The organism is Helicobacter sp. NHP19-012 (assembly GCF_019703325.1).
GTDB lineage: Bacteria > Campylobacterota > Campylobacteria > Campylobacterales > Helicobacteraceae > Helicobacter > Helicobacter gastrofelis.
Map to the genome: position 1 here is coordinate 1,469,288 of NZ_AP024819.1, position 22,887 is coordinate 1,492,174.

General features: G+C 47.6%; 43 protein-coding genes and 2 pseudogenes. 38 read left to right on the forward strand and 7 right to left on the reverse strand.

Going from position 1 to position 22,887, the window contains the following annotated elements:
- Window positions 1-2: 2 nt before the first annotated feature.
- The 7 genes from rplI to K6J74_RS07530 all read right to left on the reverse strand — a co-directional run bounded on the left by rplI (window position 3) and on the right by K6J74_RS07530 (window position 5,016).
- Window positions 3-449 (reverse strand): 50S ribosomal protein L9, encoded by a 447-nt coding sequence (rplI, locus tag K6J74_RS07500; protein ID WP_221271831.1) that lies wholly within the window; start codon window positions 447-449, stop codon window positions 3-5.
- Window positions 450-512: 63 nt separating this feature from the next.
- The gene (locus K6J74_RS07505; protein WP_260321732.1) at window positions 513-1,523 is read right to left on the reverse strand and encodes a tetratricopeptide repeat protein; all 1,011 of its coding nucleotides are present in this window, start codon (window positions 1,521-1,523) and stop codon (window positions 513-515) included.
- A gap of 116 nt (window positions 1,524-1,639) precedes the next feature.
- Entirely contained in the window at window positions 1,640-2,839 is a 1,200-nt protein-coding gene (locus tag K6J74_RS07510) for a 2,3,4,5-tetrahydropyridine-2,6-carboxylate N-succinyltransferase (RefSeq protein ID WP_221271833.1), read from the reverse strand.
- Window positions 2,826-3,911, reverse strand: coding sequence for a flavodoxin-dependent (E)-4-hydroxy-3-methylbut-2-enyl-diphosphate synthase (gene ispG / locus K6J74_RS07515; protein ID WP_221271835.1), 1,086 nt, complete (start codon window positions 3,909-3,911; stop codon window positions 2,826-2,828). Before ispG ends, K6J74_RS07510 begins: the two co-directional genes overlap by 14 nt.
- A 54-nt stretch (window positions 3,912-3,965) precedes the next feature.
- Window positions 3,966-4,373, reverse strand: a complete 408-nt coding sequence (locus K6J74_RS07520; protein WP_221271837.1) for a hypothetical protein — start codon at window positions 4,371-4,373, stop codon at window positions 3,966-3,968.
- A gap of 77 nt (window positions 4,374-4,450) precedes the next feature.
- Window positions 4,451-4,660, reverse strand: a complete 210-nt coding sequence (locus K6J74_RS07525) for a hypothetical protein (protein ID WP_221271838.1) — start codon at window positions 4,658-4,660, stop codon at window positions 4,451-4,453.
- Complete coding sequence (locus tag K6J74_RS07530) at window positions 4,651-5,016, reverse strand: hypothetical protein (protein ID WP_221271840.1); 366 nt, start codon at window positions 5,014-5,016, stop codon at window positions 4,651-4,653. Before K6J74_RS07530 ends, K6J74_RS07525 begins: the two co-directional genes overlap by 10 nt.
- Window positions 5,017-5,153: 137 nt before the next feature.
- On the opposite strand from K6J74_RS07530, the gene rpsJ reads away from it, so the two are divergent.
- The 38 genes and pseudogenes from rpsJ to K6J74_RS07720 all read left to right on the forward strand — a co-directional run bounded on the left by rpsJ (window position 5,154) and on the right by K6J74_RS07720 (window position 22,868).
- Entirely contained in the window at window positions 5,154-5,468 is a 315-nt protein-coding gene (rpsJ, locus tag K6J74_RS07535; protein WP_015106554.1) for a 30S ribosomal protein S10, read from the forward strand.
- A 31-nt stretch (window positions 5,469-5,499) separates the two neighbouring features.
- Window positions 5,500-6,084 carry a 50S ribosomal protein L3 gene (gene rplC, locus K6J74_RS07540; protein WP_221271843.1) on the forward strand — a complete coding sequence of 195 codons (585 nt, stop codon included), beginning with the start codon at window positions 5,500-5,502 and terminating at the stop codon, window positions 6,082-6,084.
- A complete protein-coding gene (rplD, locus tag K6J74_RS07545) occupies window positions 6,084-6,704 on the forward strand; it encodes a 50S ribosomal protein L4 (RefSeq protein ID WP_221271845.1) in 621 nt (206 codons plus the stop codon). The genes rplC and rplD overlap by 1 nt, the downstream gene beginning before the upstream one ends.
- A 2-nt stretch (window positions 6,705-6,706) precedes the next feature.
- Complete coding sequence (locus K6J74_RS07550; protein WP_053829906.1) at window positions 6,707-6,988, forward strand: 50S ribosomal protein L23; 282 nt, start codon at window positions 6,707-6,709, stop codon at window positions 6,986-6,988.
- 9 nt (window positions 6,989-6,997) lie between these two features.
- Window positions 6,998-7,827 (forward strand): annotated as a pseudogene (gene rplB / locus K6J74_RS07555) (50S ribosomal protein L2).
- Window positions 7,827-8,108 (forward strand): 30S ribosomal protein S19, encoded by a 282-nt coding sequence (rpsS, locus tag K6J74_RS07560; protein ID WP_053827988.1) that lies wholly within the window; start codon window positions 7,827-7,829, stop codon window positions 8,106-8,108. Before rplB ends, rpsS begins: the two are co-directional and overlap by 1 nt.
- 30 nt (window positions 8,109-8,138) lie before the next feature.
- Window positions 8,139-8,465 carry a 50S ribosomal protein L22 gene (rplV, locus tag K6J74_RS07565; RefSeq protein ID WP_053830718.1) on the forward strand — a complete coding sequence of 109 codons (327 nt, stop codon included), beginning with the start codon at window positions 8,139-8,141 and terminating at the stop codon, window positions 8,463-8,465.
- On the forward strand, window positions 8,466-9,170 hold the full coding sequence (rpsC, locus tag K6J74_RS07570; RefSeq protein ID WP_053830719.1) for a 30S ribosomal protein S3: 705 nt from the start codon (window positions 8,466-8,468) through the stop codon (window positions 9,168-9,170). It begins immediately after the preceding gene.
- Between the two features lie 2 nt (window positions 9,171-9,172).
- A complete protein-coding gene (rplP, locus tag K6J74_RS07575) occupies window positions 9,173-9,598 on the forward strand; it encodes a 50S ribosomal protein L16 (protein WP_221271848.1) in 426 nt (141 codons plus the stop codon).
- On the forward strand, window positions 9,585-9,773 hold the full coding sequence (gene rpmC / locus K6J74_RS07580) for a 50S ribosomal protein L29 (RefSeq protein ID WP_053827985.1): 189 nt from the start codon (window positions 9,585-9,587) through the stop codon (window positions 9,771-9,773). The genes rplP and rpmC overlap by 14 nt, the downstream gene beginning before the upstream one ends.
- 2 nt (window positions 9,774-9,775) lie before the next feature.
- Window positions 9,776-10,036 (forward strand): 30S ribosomal protein S17, encoded by a 261-nt coding sequence (rpsQ, locus tag K6J74_RS07585; protein ID WP_053827984.1) that lies wholly within the window; start codon window positions 9,776-9,778, stop codon window positions 10,034-10,036.
- The gene (gene rplN, locus K6J74_RS07590) at window positions 10,037-10,405 is read left to right on the forward strand and encodes a 50S ribosomal protein L14 (protein WP_015106543.1); all 369 of its coding nucleotides are present in this window, start codon (window positions 10,037-10,039) and stop codon (window positions 10,403-10,405) included.
- On the forward strand, window positions 10,405-10,626 hold the full coding sequence (gene rplX / locus K6J74_RS07595; RefSeq protein ID WP_053827983.1) for a 50S ribosomal protein L24: 222 nt from the start codon (window positions 10,405-10,407) through the stop codon (window positions 10,624-10,626). The genes rplN and rplX overlap by 1 nt, the downstream gene beginning before the upstream one ends.
- Before the next feature lie 4 nt (window positions 10,627-10,630).
- Window positions 10,631-11,176, forward strand: coding sequence for a 50S ribosomal protein L5 (rplE, locus tag K6J74_RS07600; RefSeq protein ID WP_221271849.1), 546 nt, complete (start codon window positions 10,631-10,633; stop codon window positions 11,174-11,176).
- The gene (locus K6J74_RS07605; RefSeq protein ID WP_015106540.1) at window positions 11,176-11,361 is read left to right on the forward strand and encodes a type Z 30S ribosomal protein S14; all 186 of its coding nucleotides are present in this window, start codon (window positions 11,176-11,178) and stop codon (window positions 11,359-11,361) included. The genes rplE and K6J74_RS07605 overlap by 1 nt, the downstream gene beginning before the upstream one ends.
- 9 nt (window positions 11,362-11,370) lie before the next feature.
- Window positions 11,371-11,766, forward strand: coding sequence for a 30S ribosomal protein S8 (gene rpsH / locus K6J74_RS07610; RefSeq protein WP_053827980.1), 396 nt, complete (start codon window positions 11,371-11,373; stop codon window positions 11,764-11,766).
- A gap of 9 nt (window positions 11,767-11,775) precedes the next feature.
- Window positions 11,776-12,312, forward strand: coding sequence for a 50S ribosomal protein L6 (rplF, locus tag K6J74_RS07615; protein WP_221271850.1), 537 nt, complete (start codon window positions 11,776-11,778; stop codon window positions 12,310-12,312).
- An 8-nt stretch (window positions 12,313-12,320) separates the two neighbouring features.
- The gene (rplR, locus tag K6J74_RS07620) at window positions 12,321-12,677 is read left to right on the forward strand and encodes a 50S ribosomal protein L18 (protein WP_221271851.1); all 357 of its coding nucleotides are present in this window, start codon (window positions 12,321-12,323) and stop codon (window positions 12,675-12,677) included.
- A gap of 8 nt (window positions 12,678-12,685) precedes the next feature.
- Window positions 12,686-13,126, forward strand: a complete 441-nt coding sequence (gene rpsE / locus K6J74_RS07625; RefSeq protein ID WP_015106535.1) for a 30S ribosomal protein S5 — start codon at window positions 12,686-12,688, stop codon at window positions 13,124-13,126.
- Between the two features lie 9 nt (window positions 13,127-13,135).
- Window positions 13,136-13,540, forward strand: a complete 405-nt coding sequence (gene rplO, locus K6J74_RS07630) for a 50S ribosomal protein L15 (protein WP_221271853.1) — start codon at window positions 13,136-13,138, stop codon at window positions 13,538-13,540.
- Window positions 13,540-14,799, forward strand: a complete 1,260-nt coding sequence (gene secY, locus K6J74_RS07635) for a preprotein translocase subunit SecY (RefSeq protein WP_221271856.1) — start codon at window positions 13,540-13,542, stop codon at window positions 14,797-14,799. The genes rplO and secY overlap by 1 nt, the downstream gene beginning before the upstream one ends.
- Window positions 14,799-15,560, forward strand: a complete 762-nt coding sequence (map, locus tag K6J74_RS07640) for a type I methionyl aminopeptidase (protein ID WP_221271857.1) — start codon at window positions 14,799-14,801, stop codon at window positions 15,558-15,560. Before secY ends, map begins: the two co-directional genes overlap by 1 nt.
- Window position 15,561: 1 nt before the next feature.
- On the forward strand, window positions 15,562-15,780 hold the full coding sequence (infA, locus tag K6J74_RS07645) for a translation initiation factor IF-1 (protein WP_006016750.1): 219 nt from the start codon (window positions 15,562-15,564) through the stop codon (window positions 15,778-15,780).
- A 57-nt stretch (window positions 15,781-15,837) separates the two neighbouring features.
- The gene (gene rpmJ, locus K6J74_RS07650; RefSeq protein WP_006016749.1) at window positions 15,838-15,951 is read left to right on the forward strand and encodes a 50S ribosomal protein L36; all 114 of its coding nucleotides are present in this window, start codon (window positions 15,838-15,840) and stop codon (window positions 15,949-15,951) included.
- Window positions 15,952-15,954: 3 nt separating this feature from the next.
- On the forward strand, window positions 15,955-16,317 hold the full coding sequence (gene rpsM / locus K6J74_RS07655) for a 30S ribosomal protein S13 (RefSeq protein ID WP_053829179.1): 363 nt from the start codon (window positions 15,955-15,957) through the stop codon (window positions 16,315-16,317).
- A 10-nt stretch (window positions 16,318-16,327) separates the two neighbouring features.
- Window positions 16,328-16,720, forward strand: coding sequence for a 30S ribosomal protein S11 (gene rpsK / locus K6J74_RS07660; protein WP_221271859.1), 393 nt, complete (start codon window positions 16,328-16,330; stop codon window positions 16,718-16,720).
- Between the two features lie 9 nt (window positions 16,721-16,729).
- Window positions 16,730-17,355 (forward strand): annotated as a pseudogene (gene rpsD, locus K6J74_RS07665) (30S ribosomal protein S4).
- An 8-nt stretch (window positions 17,356-17,363) separates the two neighbouring features.
- A complete protein-coding gene (locus K6J74_RS07670) occupies window positions 17,364-18,368 on the forward strand; it encodes a DNA-directed RNA polymerase subunit alpha (RefSeq protein ID WP_221271861.1) in 1,005 nt (334 codons plus the stop codon).
- Window positions 18,368-18,718 (forward strand): 50S ribosomal protein L17, encoded by a 351-nt coding sequence (gene rplQ / locus K6J74_RS07675; RefSeq protein ID WP_221271863.1) that lies wholly within the window; start codon window positions 18,368-18,370, stop codon window positions 18,716-18,718. The genes K6J74_RS07670 and rplQ overlap by 1 nt, the downstream gene beginning before the upstream one ends.
- Window positions 18,718-18,882 carry a hypothetical protein gene (locus K6J74_RS07680; RefSeq protein WP_221271865.1) on the forward strand — a complete coding sequence of 55 codons (165 nt, stop codon included), beginning with the start codon at window positions 18,718-18,720 and terminating at the stop codon, window positions 18,880-18,882. The genes rplQ and K6J74_RS07680 overlap by 1 nt, the downstream gene beginning before the upstream one ends.
- 201 nt (window positions 18,883-19,083) lie before the next feature.
- Window positions 19,084-19,497 carry a hypothetical protein gene (locus K6J74_RS07685; RefSeq protein WP_221271867.1) on the forward strand — a complete coding sequence of 138 codons (414 nt, stop codon included), beginning with the start codon at window positions 19,084-19,086 and terminating at the stop codon, window positions 19,495-19,497.
- Window positions 19,487-19,789: a YkgJ family cysteine cluster protein gene (locus K6J74_RS07690; RefSeq protein WP_430886780.1), complete on the forward strand. Its 303-nt coding sequence runs from the start codon at window positions 19,487-19,489 to the stop codon at window positions 19,787-19,789. Before K6J74_RS07685 ends, K6J74_RS07690 begins: the two co-directional genes overlap by 11 nt.
- Before the next feature lie 9 nt (window positions 19,790-19,798).
- The gene (locus tag K6J74_RS07695; RefSeq protein ID WP_221271869.1) at window positions 19,799-20,083 is read left to right on the forward strand and encodes a hypothetical protein; all 285 of its coding nucleotides are present in this window, start codon (window positions 19,799-19,801) and stop codon (window positions 20,081-20,083) included.
- Window positions 20,080-21,381, forward strand: a complete 1,302-nt coding sequence (locus K6J74_RS07700) for an ATP-binding protein (RefSeq protein ID WP_221271871.1) — start codon at window positions 20,080-20,082, stop codon at window positions 21,379-21,381. The genes K6J74_RS07695 and K6J74_RS07700 overlap by 4 nt, the downstream gene beginning before the upstream one ends.
- Window positions 21,374-21,769: a hypothetical protein gene (locus K6J74_RS07705; RefSeq protein WP_260321595.1), complete on the forward strand. Its 396-nt coding sequence runs from the start codon at window positions 21,374-21,376 to the stop codon at window positions 21,767-21,769. Before K6J74_RS07700 ends, K6J74_RS07705 begins: the two co-directional genes overlap by 8 nt.
- Before the next feature lie 8 nt (window positions 21,770-21,777).
- Window positions 21,778-22,104 (forward strand): hypothetical protein, encoded by a 327-nt coding sequence (locus tag K6J74_RS07710; RefSeq protein ID WP_221271875.1) that lies wholly within the window; start codon window positions 21,778-21,780, stop codon window positions 22,102-22,104.
- A gap of 62 nt (window positions 22,105-22,166) precedes the next feature.
- Window positions 22,167-22,502, forward strand: a complete 336-nt coding sequence (locus tag K6J74_RS07715; protein WP_221271877.1) for a hypothetical protein — start codon at window positions 22,167-22,169, stop codon at window positions 22,500-22,502.
- 9 nt (window positions 22,503-22,511) lie between these two features.
- Window positions 22,512-22,868 (forward strand): hypothetical protein, encoded by a 357-nt coding sequence (locus K6J74_RS07720; RefSeq protein WP_221271879.1) that lies wholly within the window; start codon window positions 22,512-22,514, stop codon window positions 22,866-22,868.
- Window positions 22,869-22,887: the final 19 nt, after the last annotated feature.

Sequence of the window (22,887 nt, forward strand, 5' to 3'; positions counted from 1 at the left end):
CGCTACTCAGCCACCACATCCACTTTTAACACGCCATGCACGCCGTGCCCTAATTTCACCTCAATTTCATAAAGCCCCGTGCTTTTAATGGGGGTTTTGAGCTCTAGGGTCTTTTTGTCTAGCTCAATGGGGTGGCTGGCTTGCAGGGCATCGATGACTTCCTCTTTGGTGATTGAGCCAAAGAGCGCGCCATTAGCCCCGACTTTTTTGGTGATTTTAAGCGTGATTTGCTCTAGAGTTTTGGCTAGGGCTTCTTTGTCGGCTAAATCTTGTGCCTCTTGTTCAGCGCGTTTTTTAGCGGTGGCTTTAAATTGGCGGATCACATCGTTAGTCGCTAGTTTAGCTAAACCTTTGGCGAGCAAAAAGTTATTGCCATAGCCATCCTTCACGCTCACAACTGCGCCTGCCTTGCCTAAATTTTTCACATCTTTTAACAATAAAACTTGCATGAAAATCCTTTGAGTTTGGTTTAAAAAACCCCCCATTATAGAGCCACTAGGTTTAAAATGCCTTTAACGCAAACTAGGGTCTAGGGGCAGGAACAAACGCCCATAATTGGGGTTCGTCCGCAAAAGTTTTTCTTTAAAAATCCCGTAATTGTCGCACCCCGATTGTAAGCCATAGTTACACACATAGGAGAACAAATCTAACGCCCTTTGGTCGTTTTGGGGCACGCCCAAGCCCTTTTGATAAAGCACGCCTAAATTATTACAGCTGGAGAGATTGCCCCCTTCACAAGCCTTTTGGAAATATTTGGCGGCGTAAAAGTTATTCTTAGGCACGCCCTCCGTGCCCTTGGTGTAAATCCAACCCAAATTGGCGCAGCCTTGAATGTCGCCGGCATTGCAGGCTAGATAGTTCAAATCCACATCGCTCAGTTTCGCCTTGTCAATGCCATAGATATTTTTAACATTGCTCATCAAGCCCAAATTATAACAGCCCAAATCGCTCCCATTTTCGCAAGCGTATTTGTAATAGTCTAGGGCTTTGTAATAATTTTTAGGCACGCCCACGCCATTGGCATACATCCACGCCAAATTATTGCACGCCAAGACACTGCCCCCCGAGCAACCCACGGCATAGAGTTGCGCAGCTTTTTCTTTATCATCGGGGGTGGGGTTTTGTTTGTAGTCGTAGGTTTGGGCTAAGTCTGCGCACGCACTCGCATCCCCCCCACTGCAGCCTAGCTCATAGTAGCGAGTCGCTTTTTCTGGGTCTGTCTGTATCCCCACGCCATTGGCATACATCGTGCCCACCGCAAAGCACCCGGCAGGGTTGCCCTGATCGCAAGATTTGATAAAGAGCCGAAACGCACTTTTATAATCCGCCGCTTTGATCGCCGCTATGCCCGCACTCAAAGCGTCTTGGGCGAGAGTGGGGGGGGTTAAGCGGTCTGTGATGGGCGGTTGTGTGCGTGGGGGTGGCGTGCCGGGAGTGGTGGGGGCAAAGCGCGTGGGTGGCTGAGCGGGTTGTGTTTGGGCGGAAGGGGTGTTTTGGGAGGGCGCATTTTGCGTCCCTTGCATGTTTTGCGCCCCTTGGGTCGTTGCACCTTGTGGGGTGTTCCCTGCCGCCACTAAAAAGCCCAAAAATGCCAAAAATGCCAAAAATGCCAAAAACAATTTAGCACGCATAACGCCCCCTAGTGGTGTAAATTCGTGTTGAGCGGTATGTGCCGCTTGCTTGCCAGCGCACACATCTTGCCATTTTGGCTATTTTGCCTAAAGTGCAAGCCATTTAGCCCCGACAGCTCCGCCCCCTTGTAAAGCCCGCTCTCTTTAGGCTTAAAGCCGGGGTTCATCTCTTGCAATTTCTCTAAGTCTTTGGGGGCGATTTCAAAGATTGTCCCGGCTAAAACCCCAATCCCGGCATCTAAAATACACCCATCGCCTAGGCTTATGCCAAGCACTGAGTTAGCCCCAAGTAAGCAGTTTTTGCCTATGCTAATGGGCTCACTATTGCCTCCACTCAGCACACCTAAAACGCTTGCCCCGCCGCCTATGTCCGTGCCCTCGCCCACCATCACCGAAGAGCTGATCCGCCCCTCGTTCATGCACGCCCCTGCCACGCCGGCGTTAAAGTTAATGTAACTGGCTCCGGGCATTTGGGTGTAACCGCCCTTGCCAAGATATGCTCCAAAGCGTGCCTTAGCGCTGTCTAGCAGGCGGATATTATCCACTTGGGGTAAAACTTGCATGAGATAGCGGGGGAATTTGTCTATGAAGTCAATGGACGGGTAGCTGCCATGCACCTTTAGGGCGATCTCTTGCGTGCGTAAATACTCCAACTCGTAAGCAATGTTGCCACTCCAAGCCACATTAGGCAATAGCCCAAAAATGCCCTCTAAGTTTAAACTTCTTAAAGGGGCTTTGCCTAGAGATAGGGCTAAGAGTTTCATATAGACGCTCTCTAGGCTTTGGCAGGGCTTGTCCTCATAAAGCAGCACAAAATGGTAATTGTAAAGCTGTTCTTGTTTGGGGCTCTGGCTGTATAACTGGGCGCGTTGCAATTCTAAGAGCACTTGGATATTGGGGTGCTTGTGTGCCCCCAAACTCTCGGCTAAAAAGGGCTTAAACAACTCTAAGGCTTTTTGGATAAAGGCGACATCCACCCCATAAACGGCTTCGCTTACAGATTCGCTTAAAGGCGGGGCGGACTTGCTCGCCTCTTTAAACACCGCATACGCCCCCAATGCCTCGCCCCAATTTAGCACGGGATAGGTGGCGCATAAGGGCTTGCCTGTGTGTTGCCCGTGCTGGATTTTGGCGATCCCAAAGGCTAGGGGCTTTTTATAGTCGGGGGAGTTTTGGAAGTCATCGACAAAGCGTTTAAAGTTTTGCATGGTTGTCCTCGTGTTGGTGTTGTGTGGCTAATTCTTGCACTTCTTTAACAAAGGTTTCTAGGAGCTGGTCTTCGGGAAGTTTGTGGATCACCTGCCCTTTTTTGATAATCAAGCCGCTTTTCTTGCCAAAGGCGATCGCAATGTCGGCGTGCTTGGCTTCGCCTAGAGCATTCACCACACAGCCCATCACGCTCACATCTAAGGGGATTTTAATGTGGGCCAATCTTTGCTCCACCTGTGCCATTAAAGCGACTAAATTAGACTCAATGCGTCCGCAAGTCGGGCAAGAAATAAAGGTGATCCCCTCTTTTTGCCGTCCGCTGTAACGCAAAATCGCCTTAGCGACTTTAATCTCTTCTTCAAGCTCCCCTGTGATCGACACCCTAATGGTGTCCCCGATCCCTTCTCTCAACAAATGCCCTAAAGCCATCGCGCTTTTAATGCTGGAGTGAAACAAGCTGCCTGCTTCAGTAACGCCTAAGTGAAAAGGATAAGGCGTTAGGGGGCGTAACTTCTCGTAAGCTTGGATTGTCCGCTCCACATCGCTCGCCTTTAAAGAGACTTTGATATTGCTAAAGCCCACATCTTCTAAAAGCTTAATGTTATAAAGGGCAGATTGCACCATGCCCTCTGGCGTTGCCCCGTATTTGAGCTCAAAGGGCTTTTCTAAACTCCCCCCATTCACCCCGATTCGAATAGGTAAATTACGCTCATTGCACGCTTTAGCCACCGCTCTAATGTTTTCGACTGCGCCGATATTGCCCGGATTGATGCGGATCGCATCCACGCTTTCAGCGGCGATTAAAGCCAAATGGTGGTGGAAGTGTATGTCGGCAATTAGGGGCAAGCTAGCGACTTTTTTAAGCTCTTTTAGGGCGTTTGCGTCCTTTTTATGACGCACCGCCACCCGCACAAAGTCAGCCCCCGCAAGCTTCAAGCGATCGATTTGTGCCTTTGTGGCTTGTATGTCGCAGGTTTGGCTGTAGGCCATGCTCTGCGTGCTGATGGGGGCATTGCCCCCTATGGGGGTGGAGCTGATAAAAATTTGCTTTGTGGCAAAACGAGGGCGCATGCTTTAAGTCCTTTGCATAAAGGGCGAGTTTAACCTAAAATGCATGAGATAGAGCTAAAGGGCGGGCAAGACTTGTAGGCAAAAATGGGTGAAGGGGCAAGCTTGCCAAGCCTGCTTGCCACAAGTCCCCTTTAAGGTGGTGTTGATTGTAATAACCCACACATGAAGGGGGCTTGGCATGCCCTTTAAAAGCAAGGGCAGGGCGTGCTCTAATTGCTCTGGGGTTGGAAAGGGGCTGGGGATACATAGGTATTTTTCAGCTACTAAAAAGGCGTTGTAGTGGCAAGAAATTTGCGTTACGCCAAAGTGGCGGATTAATTCTAAAGCAAGCATGTTTTCAAACACGGGGGGCAGGGGGTGGGTGTAGCTAAAGGCGTAGGGCAGAGAAAAATCGTAAAAGTAGAGTTTAGGGCGGGTTGCCTTAAAGCTAGCTAGGCTTAAAAGGGTGTGGCTTGCTTGCAAAAAGGCGATGAAGGCATAAAGGTGGTCTTTGGAGATTTTTAGGCTCTTTTTAAGCTGGGTGTAAAGGTGGTGGGTGCTTAGGCTTCTAGCTTGATAAGGCAGCAGGGCTTTAAATAGGGGGCTTTGTCTTTAAAAGCTAGGGCGTAAAGGGCTTGTTTTTTAAGGGCGATTTCATTTGGGAGGCAAAAGAGCAGTTCGGGCAAATTGCCTTCTTTTAAAAAACGGGCTAGCAGTGTCTCTGGCTCTTTCTTGTGAAAGCGCACAAACTCGGCAAAACTTAAAGGCAAAATGGCTTGGGTTTTAAAGCCTTTGGGGGGTTTGGGGCGTGCTTTGGATTAAAATTGTGGGGGTGTTTAAGGGGGCATGGGGGTGTGGGGTGCTTCAAAATGAGTAAATCCACGCTTTTATCTTGGCAAAATAAAGGCAAGGCTTTAAAAAGCTCGGCTAAGTTTAAGCGTTCATCCGTGCAATCCACAAACATGGGGCGTTTGTAGTTAGCGGCGTTTAGTAGGGCTAAAGAGCTCTTGCCTGCCTTCACGCCCCCATAAAGTAAGGTGTTGGGCTTGATTAAAATATCTCTAGGTTTGAGATTTTTGGCTTGCAGGGGGTTTTCTAAAAGGCTCTCTAGCATGGGATAGGGCATGTTTAAAATTCTAGTGTATTTATCCTTATAAGAAGGATAAAATTAAAAGGGCAAGTTACGCTAAATGGGGGCTTTTGCCTTGACTTGTGGGCGTTTTTAGCCTATAATCAAGGCTTTTAAATTTGCTAAGGATTTTAATGGAAAAAATACGACTCAAGCTCAAAGCCTACGATCATAGGGTTTTGGATCGTTCGGTGGTGGCGATTGTGGAAGCGGTCAAACGCTCTGGCTCAGAGATCAGGGGCCCCATCCCCCTACCCACAAGAAACAGGCGTTACACGGTGCTGCGCTCCCCTCATATCAACAAAGACTCTAGAGAGCAGTTTGAAATACGGGTACATAGCCGTTTGATCGACATCATGGCCGCCACCCCTGAAACCGTGGATAGCCTGATGAAATTAGATTTAGCCCCTGAAGTGGATGTAGAAGTTACTTCAATGGAGGCGAAGTAACGCTTCAAACGCAATTTTTATTGGAGAGTAAATGGAATACCTAGTGCAGAAAATTGGAATGAGCCGTGTTGTGGGTGCAAACAGCACGCCCGTAACCTTGCTGAAAATCCTAGATAGCAAGGTCTGTGAGGTCAAAGAGGGCGGACAACTTCTAGTCGCCTACCCCCTACATAAAACCCACAACAAAGCCATTGCCGGGCAACAAAAAAAGTATAACTTGAGTGCAGAGTTCAACCACTTTGCGACTTTGCAAGGGCAGGCACAAGACTTGGGCGATTTGAGTTTAGAGCCTTTAGAAAACGCCGCCCGTATTAAAGCCACCTTTTACACTAAGGGGCGTGGCTTTAGCGGCGCGATGAAACGCTGGAACTTTCAAGGGGGCCCAGCCGCACATGGCAGCCGCTTTCACCGCCGGCTAGGCTCTATTGGTAACAGAGAGTGGCCCGGACGCGTGCAAAAAGGCAAGAAAATGGCAGGGCATTATGGCAATGAGAAGGTTACATGCCATAACGAAGTCCTGTCTTTTAACAAAGAGAGCAAAATTTTGGTGCTGAAAGGTTCTGTGGCCGGCTACAGCGGAGCGTATGGCAGGATCAGCATCCAGAAAGGGAAGTAATGAAAGCAAGAGTCTTAGACCAGCAGTGTCAAGAAGTCGGGCAATTAGATTTGCCCGAGCGCTTCAAGGACATTAAAGAGCACAATCTTTATTTATACATTAAACACTACCGCGCCCTAGCCCGTGCCAACACCGCCAAGAGCAAAAACCGCGGCGAAGTGAGTGGGGGCGGACGCAAACCTTGGAATCAAAAAGGCGGCGGACGCGCAAGGGCAGGCAGCATCACTTCTCCCGTGTTTGTGGGGGGGGGTGTGAGCCACGGGGCGACCAACAACCGCAACTACGATCTCAAGATCAACAAAAAGCAAAAAAGACTCGCTTTAGAATACGCCCTAGCCCAAAAAGCCCTAAATCATAACTTGGTGGTGGTGGATCAAATCGACATCCCCAGCAAGAAAACTAAGGACGCAAGTGCCTTTGTGAAAAACCTAGGCTTTAGAGATGTCCTACTCATCACAAGGGCATTAGATGAGGGCAATTATTTAGCCTTTAGGAATCTCAAAAATTGCTACTTGCTTGAAACGAGCGAAGTGAATGCCTATTGGATCGCCGCCTTTGGGGCAGTGGTGGTGGAAAAAGCCGCCTTTGAGGCGCTCATCAAAGCACATGAAGGAGAATGAGAATGGCAGACATCACAGACATCAAATCCATTCTTTACACCGAAAAATCCCTATCCATGCAAGAAAATGGGGTGATTGTGGTGCAAACCACAATGGGTGTCAGCAAAAACCAGCTCAAGGCGATCTTTAAAGATTACTTTGGCTTCGTGCCTTTAAAAATCAATTCACTCAGGCAAGAGGGCAAGGTGAAACGCTTTAAGGGCAGAATGGGGCAACGCAATGGCTATAAAAAGTTCTATGTCAAAGTCCCCAAAGACGCAAACATCACCGCTTTGAGCGCATAAGGACAGAATATGGCGATTAAAACCTACAAACCCTACACCCCCAGCCGCCGCTTCATGAGCGGCTTAAGCTCAAGCGACATCACCGCTAAAGCGAGCGTGAAAAAACTTTTAGTCAAACTCCCCGCCCACGCCGGACGCAACAACCAAGGGCGGATCACCAGCCGCCACAAAGAAGCAGGGGCGAAAAGCTTTATCGAATCATTGACTTCAAACGCAATAAATTCGGCATTGAGGGCAAGGTGGCGGCGATCGAATACGATCCTTACCGCAACTCAAGGATTGCCTTGATTGTCTATCCAGACGGCGACAAACGCTACATTTTACAACCCAGTGGCTTGAAAGTGGGCGACATTGTGATCGCCGCTGAGGGCGGGCTAGACATCAAGCCCGGCTTTGCCATGAAACTTAGAAGTATCCCCATCGGTACGATCGTGCATAACATTGAAATGCACCCCGGGGCAGGCGGACAACTCGCCAGAAGTGCAGGCATGAGCGCACAAATCATGGGGCGTGAGGATAAATACACCATCTTACGCATGCCCAGTGGCGAAATGCGTTATATTTTGAGCGAGTGCATGGCGAGCATTGGCGTGGTGGGCAATGAGGACTTCATCAACACCAACATCGGTAAAGCCGGACGCAACCGCCACAGAGGCATTAGGCCACAAACTAGGGGCTCTGCCATGAACCCAGTCGATCACCCCCATGGCGGTGGTGAGGGTAAAACGGGCTCTAGCGGACACCCCGTATCGCCTTGGGGCACTCCAGCTAAAGGCTATAAAACCAGACGCAAAAAAGCAAGCGATCGCTTGATCATTTCACGCAAGAAAGGCAAATAATGGGAAGGTCAATTAAAAAAGGTCCTTTTGTGGATAAGCACCTGATGGACAAGACTCTCAAACACAAAGCCAAAAAAGACAATCGCCCCATTAAAACATGGTCAAGAAGAAGCACCATTCTCCCCGACATGATTGGGCTGACCTACAATGTGCATAATGGGCGTATCTTTATCCCTGTTTATATCACAGAAAACCATGTGGGCTATAAACTGGGCGAATTTGCCCCCACAAGGACTTTTAAGGGGCATAAAGGCACCGTGCAAAAAAAGATAGGTAAATAACATGGCACAACAACACACAAAGGAAAGCAAATGAGTAGGGCAACCCTTAGATACACCCGACTATCCCCCACCAAGGCAAGGCTGCTCGCTAGACAAGTGCAAGGCATGAACGCCGAAGTGGCGATCGCCCGTTTAGAATTCACCCCCAACAAAGCCGCCCGCATGCTCTCAAGGGTGATCAGCGCAGCGGTTTATAATGGCGGGCATGACTCCAAAGAAGTGGAAGTTTTAAGCTGCCGTGTGGATGCAGGTCCCGTGTTAAGAAGACACATGCCAAGAGCTAGAGGGCGTGCCACTTCCATTAGAAAGCCCACCGCACACATTCTAGTTGAAGTGGGCAAGGGAGGGCAAAACTAAATGGGACAAAAGGTCAATCCTATTGGTTTAAGATTAGGCATTAACCGCAACTGGACTTCTCGCTGGTTTCCTAGCAGCAATGTGGCGGTGGCAAACATTGAAGAAGACTACCGCATCCGCAAATTCCTTAAAAAAGAGCTTTACTACGCTGGCGTGAGCGAGATTTTGATCGAAAGGGCGGCGAAAAAATTACGCATCACTGTGGTGGCGGCGCGCCCTGGGCTCATCATTGGCAAAAAGGGCGTGGATATTGAGAAAATCAAAACTTCTTTGAAAAATTTGATTAAGAAAGAAATTGCGGTCAATATCAAAGAAGTTAAACGCCCCCAAGCGGACGCACAGCTTTGTGCCGAGAATGTCGCCACCCAATTAGAAAAACGGGTCGCCTTTAGACGCGCCATGAAAAAAGTCATGCAAACCGCCATGAAATCTGGGGCACGGGGGATTAAAGTGAGGGTGTCTGGGCGTTTAGCCGGGGCAGAGATCGCGCGCACTGAGTGGTATATGGAGGGACGCGTCCCCTTACACACTCTAAGGGCTAAAATTGACTACGGCTTTGCCGAAGCCTTTACCGTGTATGGCAATATAGGCGTGAAAGTGTGGATCTTTAAAGGCGAAGTTTTACACAAGGGTATCCAAGCCGAAAAACGCGAAGAAAATGAAGAACGCGCCCCTAGAGCGCGCACTAGAAGAGGGAGAGAATAGCCATGTTGATGCCTAAAAAGACCAAATACCGCAAACAAATGAAAGGGCGCAACCGGGGTAAGTCTTACCGCGGTGCGAGCCTTGCCTTTGGCGACATCGGCATTAAAGCCATTGAGCATGGACGGATCGACTCACGCCAAATTGAAGCCGCTAGGGTGGCGATGACCCGCCACATTAAAAGGGCGGGTAAGGTGTGGATCAGGGTCTTCCCCGATAAACCCCTCACCGCTAAACCCCTAGAAACGAGGATGGGTAAGGGTAAGGGCTCTGTAGAAAAATGGGTGATGAATATTAAGCCCGGACGCATTGTCTATGAAATGCTAGGCATTGAAGAGGGCTTGGCCAGAGAGGCTTTGACTTTGGCGCAAAGGAAGTTGCCTTTCAAAACCAAAATTGTGACTAGAGAGAGTGAAAATGAAGTTTACTGAGTTGAAAGACAAGGATACAAAGCAACTACAAGAGTTGCTGAAATCCAAGAAGTTGGAGCTTTTTGAATTGCGGGTGAAGTTGAAAACCATGCAGCTGAGCAAGCCTAGTGAAATCCGTGCGGTGCGTAAAGACATTGCCCGCATTTCTACGGCTCTAAACGCCCTTAAGGCTTAATGATGGAACAGAAACAAGCCCATAAACGCACCATACAGGGCAAGGTGGTACGCCGCATCGATGCATGCAGTGTGGTGATTTTGGTGGAACGCAAAGTCGTGCATCAAAAATACCATAAAATTGTCAAACGCTTTAAGAAATACACCATCGACGATCGCCAAAACAAGGCAGAAGTCGGGGATTTCGTGAGCGCGATTGAGTGTAGGCCGGTGTCTAAAACCAAAACCTTTGCACTCAAAGAAATCGTCATTAAGGGAGTGTAAATGATCCAAAGTTTCACTAGGTTAGTGGTGGCAGACAACAGCGGTGGCAAAGAGATCATGTGTATTAAAGTCTTGGGGGGCAGCCATAGGCGTTATGCCAGCGTAGGCGATGTGATCGTGGCTTCTGTGAAAAAAGCGATCCCCAATGGCAAGGTGAAAAAAGGGCAGGTGGTGAAAGCCGTGATTGTCCGCACCAAAAAAGAAGTGCAACGCCCCAATGGCTCTTTGATTCGCTTTGATGACAATGCGGCGGTGATCTTAGATGCCAAGAAAGATCCCATCGGCACACGCATTTTTGGTCCCGTGAGCCGTGAAGTGCGTTACGCAAACTTCATGAAAATCATTTCTTTGGCTCCGGAGGTGCTTTAATGCAGATTAAAAAAGGCGACTTGGTGAAGGTCATTGCCGGGGACGACAAGGGCAAAGTGGGCAAGGTGTTGGCGGTTTATCCTAAAAAATCTATGGTGGTTGTGGAGGGGTGCAAAATTGTGAAAAAAAGCATGAAGCCTACGGACGACAACCCCAAAGGCGGGTATCTCTCTAAAGAAATGCCCATGCATATCTCGAATGTGAAAAAAGAAGAGGAGTAGGCGTATGTATGGCTTGAAAAGCTTCTATGAGAAAGAAGTGAAGGGTAAATTAGCCGAAGAGCTAAACATTAAAAACCCCATGTTGCTCCCTAAAATCGAAAAAATCGTTTTGAGTGTGGGGGCGGGGGCTTATGCCAAAGACATGAAAATCATGCAAAACATCGCCCAAACCCTTTCTTTGATCGCCGGGCAAAAGGCGGTCATCACGATGGCGAAAAAGTCCGTGGCGGGCTTTAAAATCCGCGAACGCATGGCGGTGGGGGTGAAGGTTACCTTACGCAACAAAGTCATGTATAACTTCTTAGAAAAGTTGATCGTGATCGCTTTGCCTAGGGTGAAGGACTTTAGGGGCGTGTCTAAAAGCGGCTTTGATGGGCGGGGCAATTACGGCTTTGGGCTAAACGAACAGCTCATTTTCCCCGAAGTGGTCTATGACGACATCATGGTAACCCACGGGCTCAACATCGCCATCATCACTTCGACAAACAGCGACAAGGAGGCATTTAAGTTGTTAGAATTACTTGGAATGCCATTTGCGAAAGGACGCTAATGGCTAAAAAATCAATCATTGCAAAAACCCGCCGCAAACCTAAATTTAAAGTGCGTGGCTACACCCGTTGCAACATCTGCGGGCGTTCCCACTCCGTGTATCGCGATTTTGGCTTGTGCCGGGTGTGTTTGCGTAAAATGGGCAATGAGGGCTTGATCCCCGGCCTTAGAAAAGCTAGTTGGTAAGGGGATAACATGGTTAATGACATTGTGGCAGATTCTCTAACACGCATCCGCAACGCGAGCATGCGGCGTTTGGAGGTTACAGAGCTTTATTACGCCAAAATCGTGGTCTCCATCCTAGAGATTTTTAAAGCAAGGGGCTTCATCAGCAATTTCCACATGGTGGAGAAAGAGGGCAAACCTTTTATCTCTGTGGAGTTGGCGTATGATGAAAAAGGCAAGGCGGTCATCAATGAGATCAAACGCCTAAGCAAGCCCGGCCGTAGGGTGTATCGCCAGTCTAAAGAGTTGAAGCGCTTTAAAAATGGCTATGGTGTGGTGGTGGTGAGCACGAGCAAAGGGGTCATCACCAATGAAGAAGCCTACAAACAAAATGTGGGCGGTGAAGTGCTTTGCAGCATTTGGTAGGGAGAGTGCATGTCAAGAATTGGTAAAAAAATCATCAATATCCCTAGTGGGGTGCAAGTGAGCGTGGAGCACACCAAACTTGTGTTTAAAAACCAAAAAATAAGCCAAGAGCTCGAAACACACGGACGGGTGAAAATCCTTTTAGAGGGCAATACTCTACGCTTTGAGCCCGTGGGTGAAAACGCCCAAGACAAGGCCTTTTGGGGGACTTATGGGGCTTTGGCAAGCAACATCGTAACCGGGCTAGACAAGGGCTTTAGCAAGGTGCTCGAGGTCAATGGCGTGGGCTATAAAGTCGCACTAGGGCATAAGGTTTTAGAGCTAAGCCTAGGCTTTAGCCACCCAGTGAAATACCCCATCCCCGATGGCGTGGATATGGTGGTGGATAAAAACACCATCACCATCAAGGGGAGCAATAAACAGCAAATCGGGCAGATCGCCGCCGACATTCGGGCGTTCCGCCCCCCTGAGCCTTACAAAGGCAAGGGCATTAAATACAAAGACGAAGTGATCATCCGCAAAGCCGGTAAGACCGCTAAGAAATAGGGGATAGCATGACTAAAAATGTGTTAGAAAAGAAAAAAGCCCAACGGGCTAAACGCAAAATGCGGGTGCGTTCAAAGGTGTTTGGCACAGAGCAACGCCCCCGTGTGAGCGTCTTTAAATCCAACAAGCACCTTTACGCCCAAGCCATAGACGACAACAACCACAACACCCTAGCCCATGTGGATGGCAAGAAACTAGGCTTTGGCAAGAACATCGAAGACAGCAAGAAAATCGCTACAGAGTTTGCCAAAAGCTTGCAAGCTAAAGGCATCACGCAAGTGGTCTTTGATCGCAATGGGTATTTATACCACGGCGTGGTGGCGGCGTTTGCCGAAACTTTGCGTGAAAACAACATCGCCCTTTAAGGATGGACATGGAGATCAATAGAGAAGAATTTCAAGAAGTCGTGGTGAATATCGGGCGGGTGACGAAGGTCGTCAAAGGGGGCCGGCGCTTTAGATTCAACGCTTTAGTGGTGGTGGGCAATAAAAACGGGCTTGTGGGCTTTGGGCTTGGCAAGGCTAGAGAAGTGCCCGATGCCATTAAAAAGGCGGTCGATGACGCGTTTAAAAACATCATTGAAGTGAAAATTAAAGGCACAACCATCGCGCATGACATCGAGCAAAAATACAACGCGAGCAAAATCCTTTTAAAACCCGCCAGCGAAGGTACGGGCATCATCGCCGGCGGTTCTACCCGCCCTATGATCGAGCTAGCGGGCATTAAAGACATTTTGACGAAGTCTTTAGGGTCTAACAACCCTTACAATGTGGTCCGGGCGACTTTTGACGCTTTGGCAAGAATCAAGGGTTAAGGAGTTTTCATGGCATTAGAAAATTTACGCCCCGCTAAAGGGAGTGTGAAAAACACCAAGCGAGTCGGCAGGGGTCAGGGCTCTGGCATGGGCAAGACTTCCACCCGTGGGGGCAAGGGGCAGACAGCCCGCACCGGCTACAAACAAAAACGCGGCTTTGAGGGCGGGCAACAACCCTTGCAACGCCGCTTGCCTAAAGTGGGCTTTAAAAGCCGCACAAAGGGGCTCACTTATAGCATTAATGTTTCTAAACACCCCGAGATTTTAAAGCTAGAAACCTTGAGTTTGGAGCTGATTAAACAAGTCCATCCCTTCCCAAGCTACATTGAAAAAGTGAAGTTGATAGGCCAAGGGGCAAAAGAGCTAGCCTCTAAAATCCAAGACGAGAGAATCACCACTAGCGGACAAAAATAATGACAAAAGCCATTGCCACTAAGATTTTCATCACACTAGGCTATCTCTTCCTTTATCGGGTTTTAGCCTATGTCCCTATCCCGGGAGTGGATTTGGCAGCCATCAAATCTTTTTTTGACAGCAACTCAAGCAACGCTTTAGGGCTCTTTAATATGTTTAGTGGCAACGCTGTGAGCCGCCTTAGCATCATCTCGCTAGGCATCATGCCCTACATCACCTCTTCGATCATCATGGAGCTTTTAAGCGCCACTTTCCCCAATCTAGCCAAAATGAAAAAAGAACGCGATGGCATGCAAAAATACATGCAAATCGTGCGTTACGCCACGATCGGGATCACCGTGATCCAAGCCGTGAGCGTGTCCTTTGGGCTAAGAAGTATCGGGCACGGGCATAATGGGGCGATCATGGTGCCTATGCAAACTTTCTTACTCATCGCCACTTTTTCTATGCTTACGGGCACCATGCTTTTAATGTGGATTGGCGAGCAGATCACGCAGCGAGGTGTGGGTAATGGCATTAGTTTAATCATCTTTGCTGGGATTGTCTCGGGCATTCCACACGCCATTGCCGGGACTTTTAACCTAGTCAATACCGGGGTCATCAATGTCTTGGTGTTGATCGGCATTGTGGTGATCGTGTTGGCGACTATTTTTGCAATCATCTATGTAGAATTAGCCGAGCGGCGTATCCCCATCTCTTACGCCCGTAAGGTGGTTATGCAGAATCAAAACAAGCGGATCATGAACTACATCCCCATTAAGTTAAACTTAAGCGGAGTGATCCCCCCCATTTTTGCCTCCGCTCTCTTAGTGTTCCCCTCCACGATTTTACAAGCCTCTTCAAATAAGATTTTGCAAGCCATCGCCGACTTTCTAAACCCCCATGGCTACGCTTACAATATCTTGATGTTTCTACTCATCATCTTCTTTGCCTACTTTTATTCGTCCATTGTGTTTAACGCTAAGGACATTGCGGACAATTTAAAACGCAATGGGGGCTTTATCGCCGGCTTAAGGCCCGGGGAGGGTACGGCGAATTTCTTAAACACCGTGGCAAGCCGGCTCACCTTTTGGGGCTCTTTGTATTTGGCTCTCATCTCTACCTTGCCTTGGATTTTGGTCAAAGCCATGGGCGTGCCTTTCTACTTTGGGGGCACGGCGGTGCTGATTGTGGTGCAAGTGGCGATTGATACCATGAAAAAGATCGAAGCACAGGTGTATATGAGTAAATACAAAACCCTAAGCGCTGTGGGCTTTTAATGGCAATTGCCCTTAGAAACTCTAAAGAACTTGCCCTTTTAGCCAAAGCCGGGCAAGTGGTGGGGCAGACTTTAAAACTCTTGAAAGAAAAAGCTAAGGTTGGGGTGAGCCTACTGGAGTTAGACGCTTTAGCTGAAGAGAATATCCACAAACTGGGGGGCAAGCCGGCGTTTAAGGGGCTGTATGGCTTTCCTAATAGCCTTTGTGTGTCGCTCAATGAAGTGGTGATCCACGGCATCCCCACAGATTATAAACTCCAAGAAGGCGACATTGTGGGGCTGGACTTGGGCGCGTGTGTTGCAGGCTACTTTGGGGACGCGGCGATCACCCTAGCCATCGGGCAAGCCACAGAAAAAGACCAAGCCTTGATCGCTTGTGCCAAAGAGAGCTTATACGCCGCCATTTCTCAGCTTAAAGTGGGCATGCACTTTAAAGAAGTGAGTTTTCTATTAGAGCAAGAGATCACTAAAAGGGGGTTTGTGCCCTTGTTGGACTTTTGCGGGCATGGGATTGGCAAAAGACCACACGAAGAACCGCAAATCCCCAACTACCTAGCCCCACAGGCAAACCCCAAGAGCGGCCCTAAGATCAAAGAGGGCATGGTGTTTTGTCTTGAGCCGATGGTGTGCCAAAAAGAGGGCAATCCTAAAATCTTAAAAGACAAATGGAGCGTGGTTTCCACAGACGGGTTAAACACGAGCCATTACGAACACACCATCGCGATGGTGGGTAAAAAAGCGCAAATTTTAACGGAGGCTTAAAGTGGCAAAAGACGATGTGATCGAGGTGGATGGACGGGTGATCGAGTGTTTGCCTAACGCCACCTTTAAAGTGGAGTTGGAGAACAAACATGTCGTGTTGTGCCGGATTTCGGGCAAAATGCGGATGCACTATATCCGCATTGCGCTTGGCGATCGGGTGCGTTTGGAGCTCACCCCCTATAGTTTGGATAAAGGGCGGATCACTTTCCGCTACAAGTGATTAAGTTAGTTCTAACCAAAGATCGTTAGAATAGAAGTTTTGCTTAAGGAGATTTCAATGAAAGTTAGACCTTCTGTTAAGAAAATGTGCGACAAATGCAAGGTCATCAAAAGGCGGGGCGTGATCCGGGTGATTTGCGTAACCCCTAAACATAAACAAAGACAAGGATAGACAATGGCGCGCATTGCTGGGGTAGATTTACCCAAAAAGAAACGGGTTGAATACGCTTTGACCTACATTTACGGCGTGGGCTTGAAAAGCTCTAGAGATATTCTTGCCAAAGTGCAAATCTCTTTGGATAAAAGGGTGCATGAATTGAGTGAGGACGAAATCTCTAGCATCACTAAAGAAATCCAAGCCAACTATGTCGTGGAGGGGGATTTGCGTAAAAAGGTGCAAATGGACATCAAGGCGTTGATGGATTTAGGCAGTTATCGGGGGATTCGCCACCGCAAGGGCTTGCCCGTTCGCGGACAAACCACGAAAAACAACGCCCGCACCCGCAAAGGCAAGAAAAAAACCGTGGGCAGCAAATAAGGGAGCGTGAATGGCAAAACGAGTTGGGACAAAAAAACGCGTTGTTAAAAAGAACATCGCTAAAGGTGTGGTTTATATCTGTGCTTCCTTCAACAACACGAACATCACCATTACAGACGAAATGGGTAATGTCATTTGTTGGGCGACAGCAGGCGGGCTAGGCTTTAGGGGGTCTAAAAAATCCACCCCTTACGCCGCCCAACAAGCCGTAGAGAGCGCGATGATGAAAGCCAAAGAACATGGGCTTAAAGAAGTGGGGATCAAGGTGCAGGGCCCGGGCTCTGGGCGTGAAACCGCCATTAAAAGCGTGGGCAGTGTGGAGGGCATTAAAGTCCTTTGGATTAAGGACATCACCCCCCTAGCGCACAATGGTTGCCGCCCCCCTAAGAGAAGAAGAGTGTAAGGAGCAAGCATGGCAAGATACAGAGGTGCAGTTGAGAAGTTAGAGCGCCGTTTTGGGATTTCTTTAGCCCTAAAGGGCGAGCGCCGCTTGAGCGGCAAGAGTGCGCTAGACAAACGCGCCTATGGCCCGGGGCAGCATGGGCAAAGACGGGGCAAAATCTCGGATTATGGCTTGCAGCTTAGAGAAAAACAAAAAGCCAAAGCCATGTATGGGATTTCTGAGAAGCAATTCCGCTCCATCTTTAGAGAGGCAAATCGCATGGAGGGCAACACAGGGGAGAATTTAGTCCGCTTGTTAGAGCGCCGCTTGGATAATGTCGTCTATCGCATGGGCTTTGCCACCACTAGAAGTTTTGCAAGGCAATTAGTAACGCATGGGCATATCTTGGTCGATGGCAAACGCATGGACATCCCCTCAGCGTTCATCAAGCACGGGCAAAAAATCGAATTGATTGAAAAAGCAAAGAAAACCCCCAAATTTTACGCTCCATTGAGCTGAGCAAACAAACGGGGATGGTCGCTTGGATTGATGTGGATCAGGATAAAAAATTTGGGATTTTCACCCGCTACCCTGAGAGAGATGAAGTGGCAATCCCCATTGAAGAACGCCTGATTGTTGAACTTTACTCAAAATAGGGGCGCGCATGAAAGTGATTAAAACAGCGCCCCATGTCCCCACGGACATCAGCGTTGAGAAAATCAACGACCGGCAAATCCGCGTTTGTGTATCCGCTTTTGAAAGCGGCTACGCCATCACCCTGGCGCACCCCATCCGCCGTCTGCTCTTGCAAAGCTCCGTGGGGTATGCGCCCATCGGCATTAAAATTGAAAATGTCGCCCACGAGTTTGACTCTGTGCGGGGGATGTCTGAAGACGCTGCCCTTTTCATTGCTAACCTTAAAAACATCCGCCTAGTGGGGCAGGCAAAAAACCCTGACGAGCAACTTGTGGTGCATTACTCTTTTAAAGGCCCCGCTAAACTTTGCGGCAAGCATTTAGAAACTGAGGGCGTAGAGGTGGTGGATAAAGAAGCCTACTTAGCCACCATCAACGAGGATGTGCAACTAGACTTCGCCCTAATCATCCAAAGGGGCATGGGTTATGTGCCTAGTGAGAGCATTCGAGGCTTGATCCCTAGCGATTACATCCCCCTAGATGCTTACTTCACCCCCATTAGAAAAGTCGTCTATAACATTGAAAACATGCTTGTGGATGGCAACCCCAATTTTGAGCGGGTGGTGTTTGACATCGAAAGCGATGGGCAGGTCGATCCACAAATCGCCTTCCAAGAGGCGATCAAAACCATGCACGCCCAAATGCATATTTTCAGCACCAGCATGGCACACTCCAAAGCCTACGCCCTAGAAGACAGCCTAGAGATCAAAGACCTTGTGCGTAAAGTCGAGGACTTGGACCTAAGCGCAAGGTGCTTTAATTGCCTAGATAAAATCGGGATCAAATACATCGGGGAGCTTGTGCTGATGGACGCTTACGAGCTTAAGGGCATTAAAAATCTAGGCAAGAAGTCCTACGATGAGATCGCTGAAAAATTAGAACAACTCAAATACCCCGTGGGGCAAGAACTCTCCCCTGAGTTTAAAGCATCGCTCAAAGCACGGATCGATAAATTAAAAAGTGAGGACAATTAATGCGTCACCAAAATCGTTTTAGAAAACTAGGCCGCACAAGTGCCCACAGAAAGGCACTTTTAAAAAACCTAGCCATCGCCCTAATCACGCATGGCAAGATTGAAACAGGGGTTTGCAAAGCCAAAGAATTGCAAAGCTACATTGAAAAGCTAGTAACAGCGGCCAGAATTGGGGACTTCAACGCCCACCGCTATGTCTTTGCCTATTTGCAAAACAAAGAAGCCACCCATAAACTTGTTACAGAAGTGGCACCCAAATACGCCGAGCGCAAGGGGGGCTACACCAGCATCCACAGAAGTGCCCTAAGAAGAGGAGACGCGTCTGTGCTCGCCCAAATCGCCTTTGTTTAATGGAGTTTCTAGGCTTTCTAGCTATTTTAATCGTGGCAGGGATTTTACTTTTTAAACCTGCCCTAGAGAAACTCGCTTTCTCTATCTTTGTGGGGGCGTGGCTTGTAGAAATCGCCATGTTCGCCGCCCACACTTCTACGCTTTTGCCTAATATGAATTTATAACCCCCAAGCCTTTTAGGCTTCAAACTTTACTTTTCTTTAACCCCTTTAACCCCTTGTCTTTTCTCCCCACTCTAAGCTTTAGCCCTCTTACATTTTTGTTACAAAACTCCACTTTTTATTTTTGTTTTTACTCTTTGCGGACGGATCGCTTGACAGGGGGGTAGAATATCATCGTAAATATTTTAAAAATGAGGAGTTGGTATGTTTTTAGGCGCGTTAAATGCAGAGGAGAAAAAGGCGTTCTTGCAAATCGCCCACCATTTTGCATGGAGCAATGACGACTTTTCGGATGCACAAAAAGAAGTGATCGCGACTTATTGCTTAGAAATGCAAATTGAGGACATTGACTACAAGGCGGATCAATTTGACTTGAAAGCCACACTGGGGGTTTTTAAACAAAAGGAGCACCAAAAAATCGTGTTGCTTGAAACCATGGCACTAGCCATGGCTGACAGGCTAACCCACTTAGAAGCCTTACACGAGGGTGAAAGGGCGGTTTTAGACACCATGATCCAAAGCTTTGGGCTAAAGCCCAATTTAGCTAGGATTTACGCCGACTGGACTAAGGCAATGTTGGTGCTCACCGATCAAGGTAAAAATCTCATTGCACTTTAACATGGGCTATCCTTGTACCATTTGTGGGGCATGTTGCCGCAATATCGGGGGGGTGAAAGAGCTTGCCGCCTTTGATTTAGGCAATGGGGTGTGTCGCCACTTAGATCAACAAACCCAGCGGTGTTTAATCTATGAAAACCGCCCCCAGATTTGCAGAGTTGATGAGATGTATGAAAAGGTGTTTTACCAACACTACAGCCTAGAGGAATTTTACGCCCTAAATCTCAAGGCTTGTCAAATGTTGCAGGAAAAAGAGGGGGTAAAAGAGGTTTTGAGGATCAAGATTGAATAAGGAGCAAACATGCCTTTACCATGGATTATAGGGGGGATTGCGTTGGCGGTGATCGGGGGGATCGCCATTTTAAGCATCAGTCAGTTTTTAAGCAAGATTAGAGAGCTTAAGGAGAAGCTAGAGAGAGAAAGGAGAAGGAGATTTGCCGCCAAAATTAAAGCCATGTATGATGCAGGAGATCATGCAGAAGTCCATGTCGGTTTGCTTGATGGGGGGCGTGAGATAGACACAGAGACCTACAAAGTGGATAAAGAGGATGCGATAAGAGAGCTAAGAGAGGGCATGACCCTATGATTGCCGAAGTGATCTTTATCCCAAACGATGGGCTTAAACAAGCCAATCAAGAACAGCTAGAGGCTTTTAGTGCAGAGGTCAAGGAGATTTTAGAAAAACCAGACTACGACTTTAGCGGTGTCGAGGAAGTGGCTTTAGTGGGGGTGTTTGATCCAAAAGGAGCGCATAAAGTCCAAGTTAAAACCGACAAATACACCCCCACGCCAGCGGAGGAAGTGGGGATTTCTTTACTGCTCTCAAGGCTCAATCACCCCATTAACGAGGCATTGAGCGAGGGCAAGTTTTTAGGCATCGGGGCGCATTTTTACTTGGCGATCAACTGCATAAAAGCCCTACAAGAGCACCTAAACAAACAAGCGCAAGACAAAAAAGCCATTAAACAAGAGCAAGAAAACGCCCCGAGTTTAAACCTACGAGTGGAAGAGCCCCGCTACAGCCTAGAGAAAATCGAGCTAGACAAGAAAACCAAAAAGGGGATTTTAGAAGTCATTACTTTAGTGCAAAAGCAAGATTTGATTTACGAGGAGTGGGGCTTTAAAGAGGTGGATGGGATCGCCAAAACCATCATTAATTTTCACGGCAAACCCGGCACGGGCAAAACCATGAGCGCACATATCATTGCTAAAGAGTTGGGTAAGCAGATTATCCATGGCAATTACGCCGACATTGAGTCTAAATTCGTGGGGGATGCGCCTAAGAATTTGGTCGCCGCCTTTGACTTGGCGCAAAAGAGTGGGGCGATTTTGTTTTTTGATGAGGCAGATAGCTTTTTAGGTAAGCGCATTTCTAATGTTACCCAAAGTGCGGATCAGGCGGTCAATTCTTTGCGTAGCGAGCTGTTAAAACTCTTAGAAGAACGCCCCGTGATTGTGATTTTCGCCACGAATTTATTAGAAAACTACGACAAGGCGTTTCATAGCCGAATCTTGCGCTCCATTTGCTTTGAATTACCCAATGACAAGCAAAGGCAGGCGATCATTTCAAAACATATCCCAAATCGCCTTTATGAAAAGGGCATGCAAGAGCTCAGTCAAGAGGAGCTGGAGACTTTAAGCCAAATTGCTAAGGGCTTTTCAGGCAGGGAGATCAAAAACGCCATTTTAAACGGCTTGATTAGGGCGGCTAAAGAGGAGGTTTTGCCTAATTTTGACGACTTCAAAAAGGCATTTAAAACCGCTAAAAAAGAGTTTAAAAAAACCCATAAGGAGGACAGCAGAAAAGAAAGTTTAGGCAAGCGGATTAAGAGCAACTTGAAAAAAGGCAAATTCAAAACCATGAGGAGAAAAGATGATGAATGATGGCAAAAGTCCTAGCGGGAAATTGATTGAGGAGTTGGTGGCATTTCTTAAAGAAAAAGGCTTTTTGTTAGAGGAGCTGAAAAAGTTACTCAATCAAGACACCTTTTTGCAAGCGTGGAATTACACAGAAGTCAAGCAGGACAAATACAGCTTTAAAGAGTTGTTGACGTGGGTCAAAGAGCATTTTAACCCCAATCTACACAGCGCAGCCAGCCTTACCAAAGAGGAAAAGGCTGGGGTGGGGCTTATTTTAAGCTGTTGCTTCATGGATAAAAAGAACACCCCCTTAACCAGCGAAAAAGACCCCTTTTTACGAGTCATTGCCAAAGAACTTGATGAGGATTTGAAAAAGAACTTTGGCACTAAAGACATGATCATGTTGAAATAGGGGAAAAAATGGGAATCATTGACAATGTCTTAGACTTCTTTAGGAGTGTGTGGGCGTGGGTGCAACGCATTTGGACGCGCATTTTAAACTTCTTTAAAAATATCGTAGATTGGTTCAAAAGCCCGAATAGATTGCGGCAGTTACAAGTGGATAGAAACAGAATAGCTGTTTCTATCAAAGAAAATTTAGCCAATGGGGATTATGGGGTGGTGAATTGCCTTTATAACACTGCCACAGGGCAACTCGATGGTGAGGCGATCGGCGTTGAGAGCGAACAAGTGGATGCTGAAACCCAAAAGAATTTTGGCAATAAAGAAATGATTGTCTTGAAGTAGGGGGAGGGCATGCATTAGGGCATCAGCCCTTTAATACCTTAAAGTTCCAAAAAGGAGATACAATGGATTTTTCGGATTCTCAAAAGGCAAAAGAGGCTTTGCTGTGGAAGTTTTTAGGGGATAGCGTTATTTTTAAGGAGATCATTTCTTTTAAAGATGACATTGTCGCTTGGTTTAAAAGCCCAGAACGCCTCCATTATTTGCAAAAAAATAAAAAGGTGCTGGCTGTTTCTATCAAAGAAAAGCTAAGCAATGAGAATTATGGGATCATTAATTGCCTTTTTAACATAGAAACAGAAGAGATTGATGGCAAAGAAGCTCTAGGCATTCAAGGCAAGGAGATCGATGAGGACATCCAAAAGAATTTTGGCGACAAAGATATGATCGTTTTGAAGTAGGGGGAGGGCATGCCAACTTATTTGATCGTTTTAATTGTGGTGGTGGTGTTGGGCTTTGTGGCTCTAGTTGTGTTGCGTAAAGCCACGCCTACAGCCATAGAGCAAGAGGTTTTGACGATGAAGGAGGTGATCGCCTTTTTTAAGGACGAGAAGGTAGCGCAAAGTTTAAGAGCAAATAGCTCCACGATCGCCACAGCGATCCGTGAAAAGCAAAGCGATGGGCGTTTGAAAATCACTTTAGCCCCCTATGACAAACAACAAAGTACTATCCCCTCTAATGCCCCCATGAAAGTTTATTTAGTCAAACGCATGGATACAGATTTAGACAAAGTTTTTGGGGATAAAGACATGGTGGTTTTACAATAAAGCCAAAAGGGTTTCAGCT

Excerpts from the sequence above, each read along its gene's own strand:
- K6J74_RS07720 (WP_221271879.1), top strand. The coding sequence starts at position 22,512 with ATGCCAACTTATTTGATCGTTTTAATTGTGGTGGTGGTGTTGGGCTTT.
- rplF (WP_221271850.1), top strand. The coding sequence starts at position 11,776 with ATGTCAAGAATTGGTAAAAAAATCATCAATATCCCTAGTGGGGTGCAA.
- K6J74_RS07510 (WP_221271833.1), bottom strand. The coding sequence starts at position 2,839 with ATGCAAAACTTTAAACGCTTTGTCGATGACTTCCAAAACTCCCCCGAC.
- K6J74_RS07550 (WP_053829906.1), top strand. The coding sequence starts at position 6,707 with ATGGCAGACATCACAGACATCAAATCCATTCTTTACACCGAAAAATCC.
- K6J74_RS07530 (WP_221271840.1), bottom strand. The coding sequence starts at position 5,016 with ATGCCCTATCCCATGCTAGAGAGCCTTTTAGAAAACCCCCTGCAAGCC.
- K6J74_RS07695 (WP_221271869.1), top strand. The coding sequence starts at position 19,799 with ATGCCTTTACCATGGATTATAGGGGGGATTGCGTTGGCGGTGATCGGG.
- rplP (WP_221271848.1), top strand. The coding sequence starts at position 9,173 with ATGTTGATGCCTAAAAAGACCAAATACCGCAAACAAATGAAAGGGCGC.
- rpsQ (WP_053827984.1), top strand. The coding sequence starts at position 9,776 with ATGGAACAGAAACAAGCCCATAAACGCACCATACAGGGCAAGGTGGTA.
- rpmJ (WP_006016749.1), top strand. The coding sequence starts at position 15,838 with ATGAAAGTTAGACCTTCTGTTAAGAAAATGTGCGACAAATGCAAGGTC.
- rpsM (WP_053829179.1), top strand. The coding sequence starts at position 15,955 with ATGGCGCGCATTGCTGGGGTAGATTTACCCAAAAAGAAACGGGTTGAA.
- rpsH (WP_053827980.1), top strand. The coding sequence starts at position 11,371 with ATGGTTAATGACATTGTGGCAGATTCTCTAACACGCATCCGCAACGCG.
- secY (WP_221271856.1), top strand. The coding sequence starts at position 13,540 with ATGACAAAAGCCATTGCCACTAAGATTTTCATCACACTAGGCTATCTC.
- K6J74_RS07710 (WP_221271875.1), top strand. The coding sequence starts at position 21,778 with ATGGGAATCATTGACAATGTCTTAGACTTCTTTAGGAGTGTGTGGGCG.
- rplR (WP_221271851.1), top strand. The coding sequence starts at position 12,321 with ATGACTAAAAATGTGTTAGAAAAGAAAAAAGCCCAACGGGCTAAACGC.
- rplE (WP_221271849.1), top strand. The coding sequence starts at position 10,631 with ATGTATGGCTTGAAAAGCTTCTATGAGAAAGAAGTGAAGGGTAAATTA.
- K6J74_RS07680 (WP_221271865.1), top strand. The coding sequence starts at position 18,718 with ATGGAGTTTCTAGGCTTTCTAGCTATTTTAATCGTGGCAGGGATTTTA.
- map (WP_221271857.1), top strand. The coding sequence starts at position 14,799 with ATGGCAATTGCCCTTAGAAACTCTAAAGAACTTGCCCTTTTAGCCAAA.
- rplV (WP_053830718.1), top strand. The coding sequence starts at position 8,139 with ATGAGTAGGGCAACCCTTAGATACACCCGACTATCCCCCACCAAGGCA.
- rpsJ (WP_015106554.1), top strand. The coding sequence starts at position 5,154 with ATGGAAAAAATACGACTCAAGCTCAAAGCCTACGATCATAGGGTTTTG.
- rplI (WP_221271831.1), bottom strand. The coding sequence starts at position 449 with ATGCAAGTTTTATTGTTAAAAGATGTGAAAAATTTAGGCAAGGCAGGC.
- rplO (WP_221271853.1), top strand. The coding sequence starts at position 13,136 with ATGGCATTAGAAAATTTACGCCCCGCTAAAGGGAGTGTGAAAAACACC.
- rplD (WP_221271845.1), top strand. The coding sequence starts at position 6,084 with ATGAAAGCAAGAGTCTTAGACCAGCAGTGTCAAGAAGTCGGGCAATTA.
- K6J74_RS07605 (WP_015106540.1), top strand. The coding sequence starts at position 11,176 with ATGGCTAAAAAATCAATCATTGCAAAAACCCGCCGCAAACCTAAATTT.
- K6J74_RS07505 (WP_260321732.1), bottom strand. The coding sequence starts at position 1,523 with ATGCAAGGGACGCAAAATGCGCCCTCCCAAAACACCCCTTCCGCCCAA.
- K6J74_RS07700 (WP_221271871.1), top strand. The coding sequence starts at position 20,080 with ATGATTGCCGAAGTGATCTTTATCCCAAACGATGGGCTTAAACAAGCC.
- K6J74_RS07685 (WP_221271867.1), top strand. The coding sequence starts at position 19,084 with ATGTTTTTAGGCGCGTTAAATGCAGAGGAGAAAAAGGCGTTCTTGCAA.
- rpsK (WP_221271859.1), top strand. The coding sequence starts at position 16,328 with ATGGCAAAACGAGTTGGGACAAAAAAACGCGTTGTTAAAAAGAACATC.
- rpmC (WP_053827985.1), top strand. The coding sequence starts at position 9,585 with ATGAAGTTTACTGAGTTGAAAGACAAGGATACAAAGCAACTACAAGAG.
- ispG (WP_221271835.1), bottom strand. The coding sequence starts at position 3,911 with ATGCGCCCTCGTTTTGCCACAAAGCAAATTTTTATCAGCTCCACCCCC.
- rplN (WP_015106543.1), top strand. The coding sequence starts at position 10,037 with ATGATCCAAAGTTTCACTAGGTTAGTGGTGGCAGACAACAGCGGTGGC.
- rpsE (WP_015106535.1), top strand. The coding sequence starts at position 12,686 with ATGGAGATCAATAGAGAAGAATTTCAAGAAGTCGTGGTGAATATCGGG.
- rplQ (WP_221271863.1), top strand. The coding sequence starts at position 18,368 with ATGCGTCACCAAAATCGTTTTAGAAAACTAGGCCGCACAAGTGCCCAC.
- rpsC (WP_053830719.1), top strand. The coding sequence starts at position 8,466 with ATGGGACAAAAGGTCAATCCTATTGGTTTAAGATTAGGCATTAACCGC.
- K6J74_RS07705 (WP_260321595.1), top strand. The coding sequence starts at position 21,374 with ATGAATGATGGCAAAAGTCCTAGCGGGAAATTGATTGAGGAGTTGGTG.
- K6J74_RS07670 (WP_221271861.1), top strand. The coding sequence starts at position 17,364 with ATGAAAGTGATTAAAACAGCGCCCCATGTCCCCACGGACATCAGCGTT.
- rpsS (WP_053827988.1), top strand. The coding sequence starts at position 7,827 with ATGGGAAGGTCAATTAAAAAAGGTCCTTTTGTGGATAAGCACCTGATG.
- K6J74_RS07715 (WP_221271877.1), top strand. The coding sequence starts at position 22,167 with ATGGATTTTTCGGATTCTCAAAAGGCAAAAGAGGCTTTGCTGTGGAAG.
- rplX (WP_053827983.1), top strand. The coding sequence starts at position 10,405 with ATGCAGATTAAAAAAGGCGACTTGGTGAAGGTCATTGCCGGGGACGAC.
- rplC (WP_221271843.1), top strand. The coding sequence starts at position 5,500 with ATGGAATACCTAGTGCAGAAAATTGGAATGAGCCGTGTTGTGGGTGCA.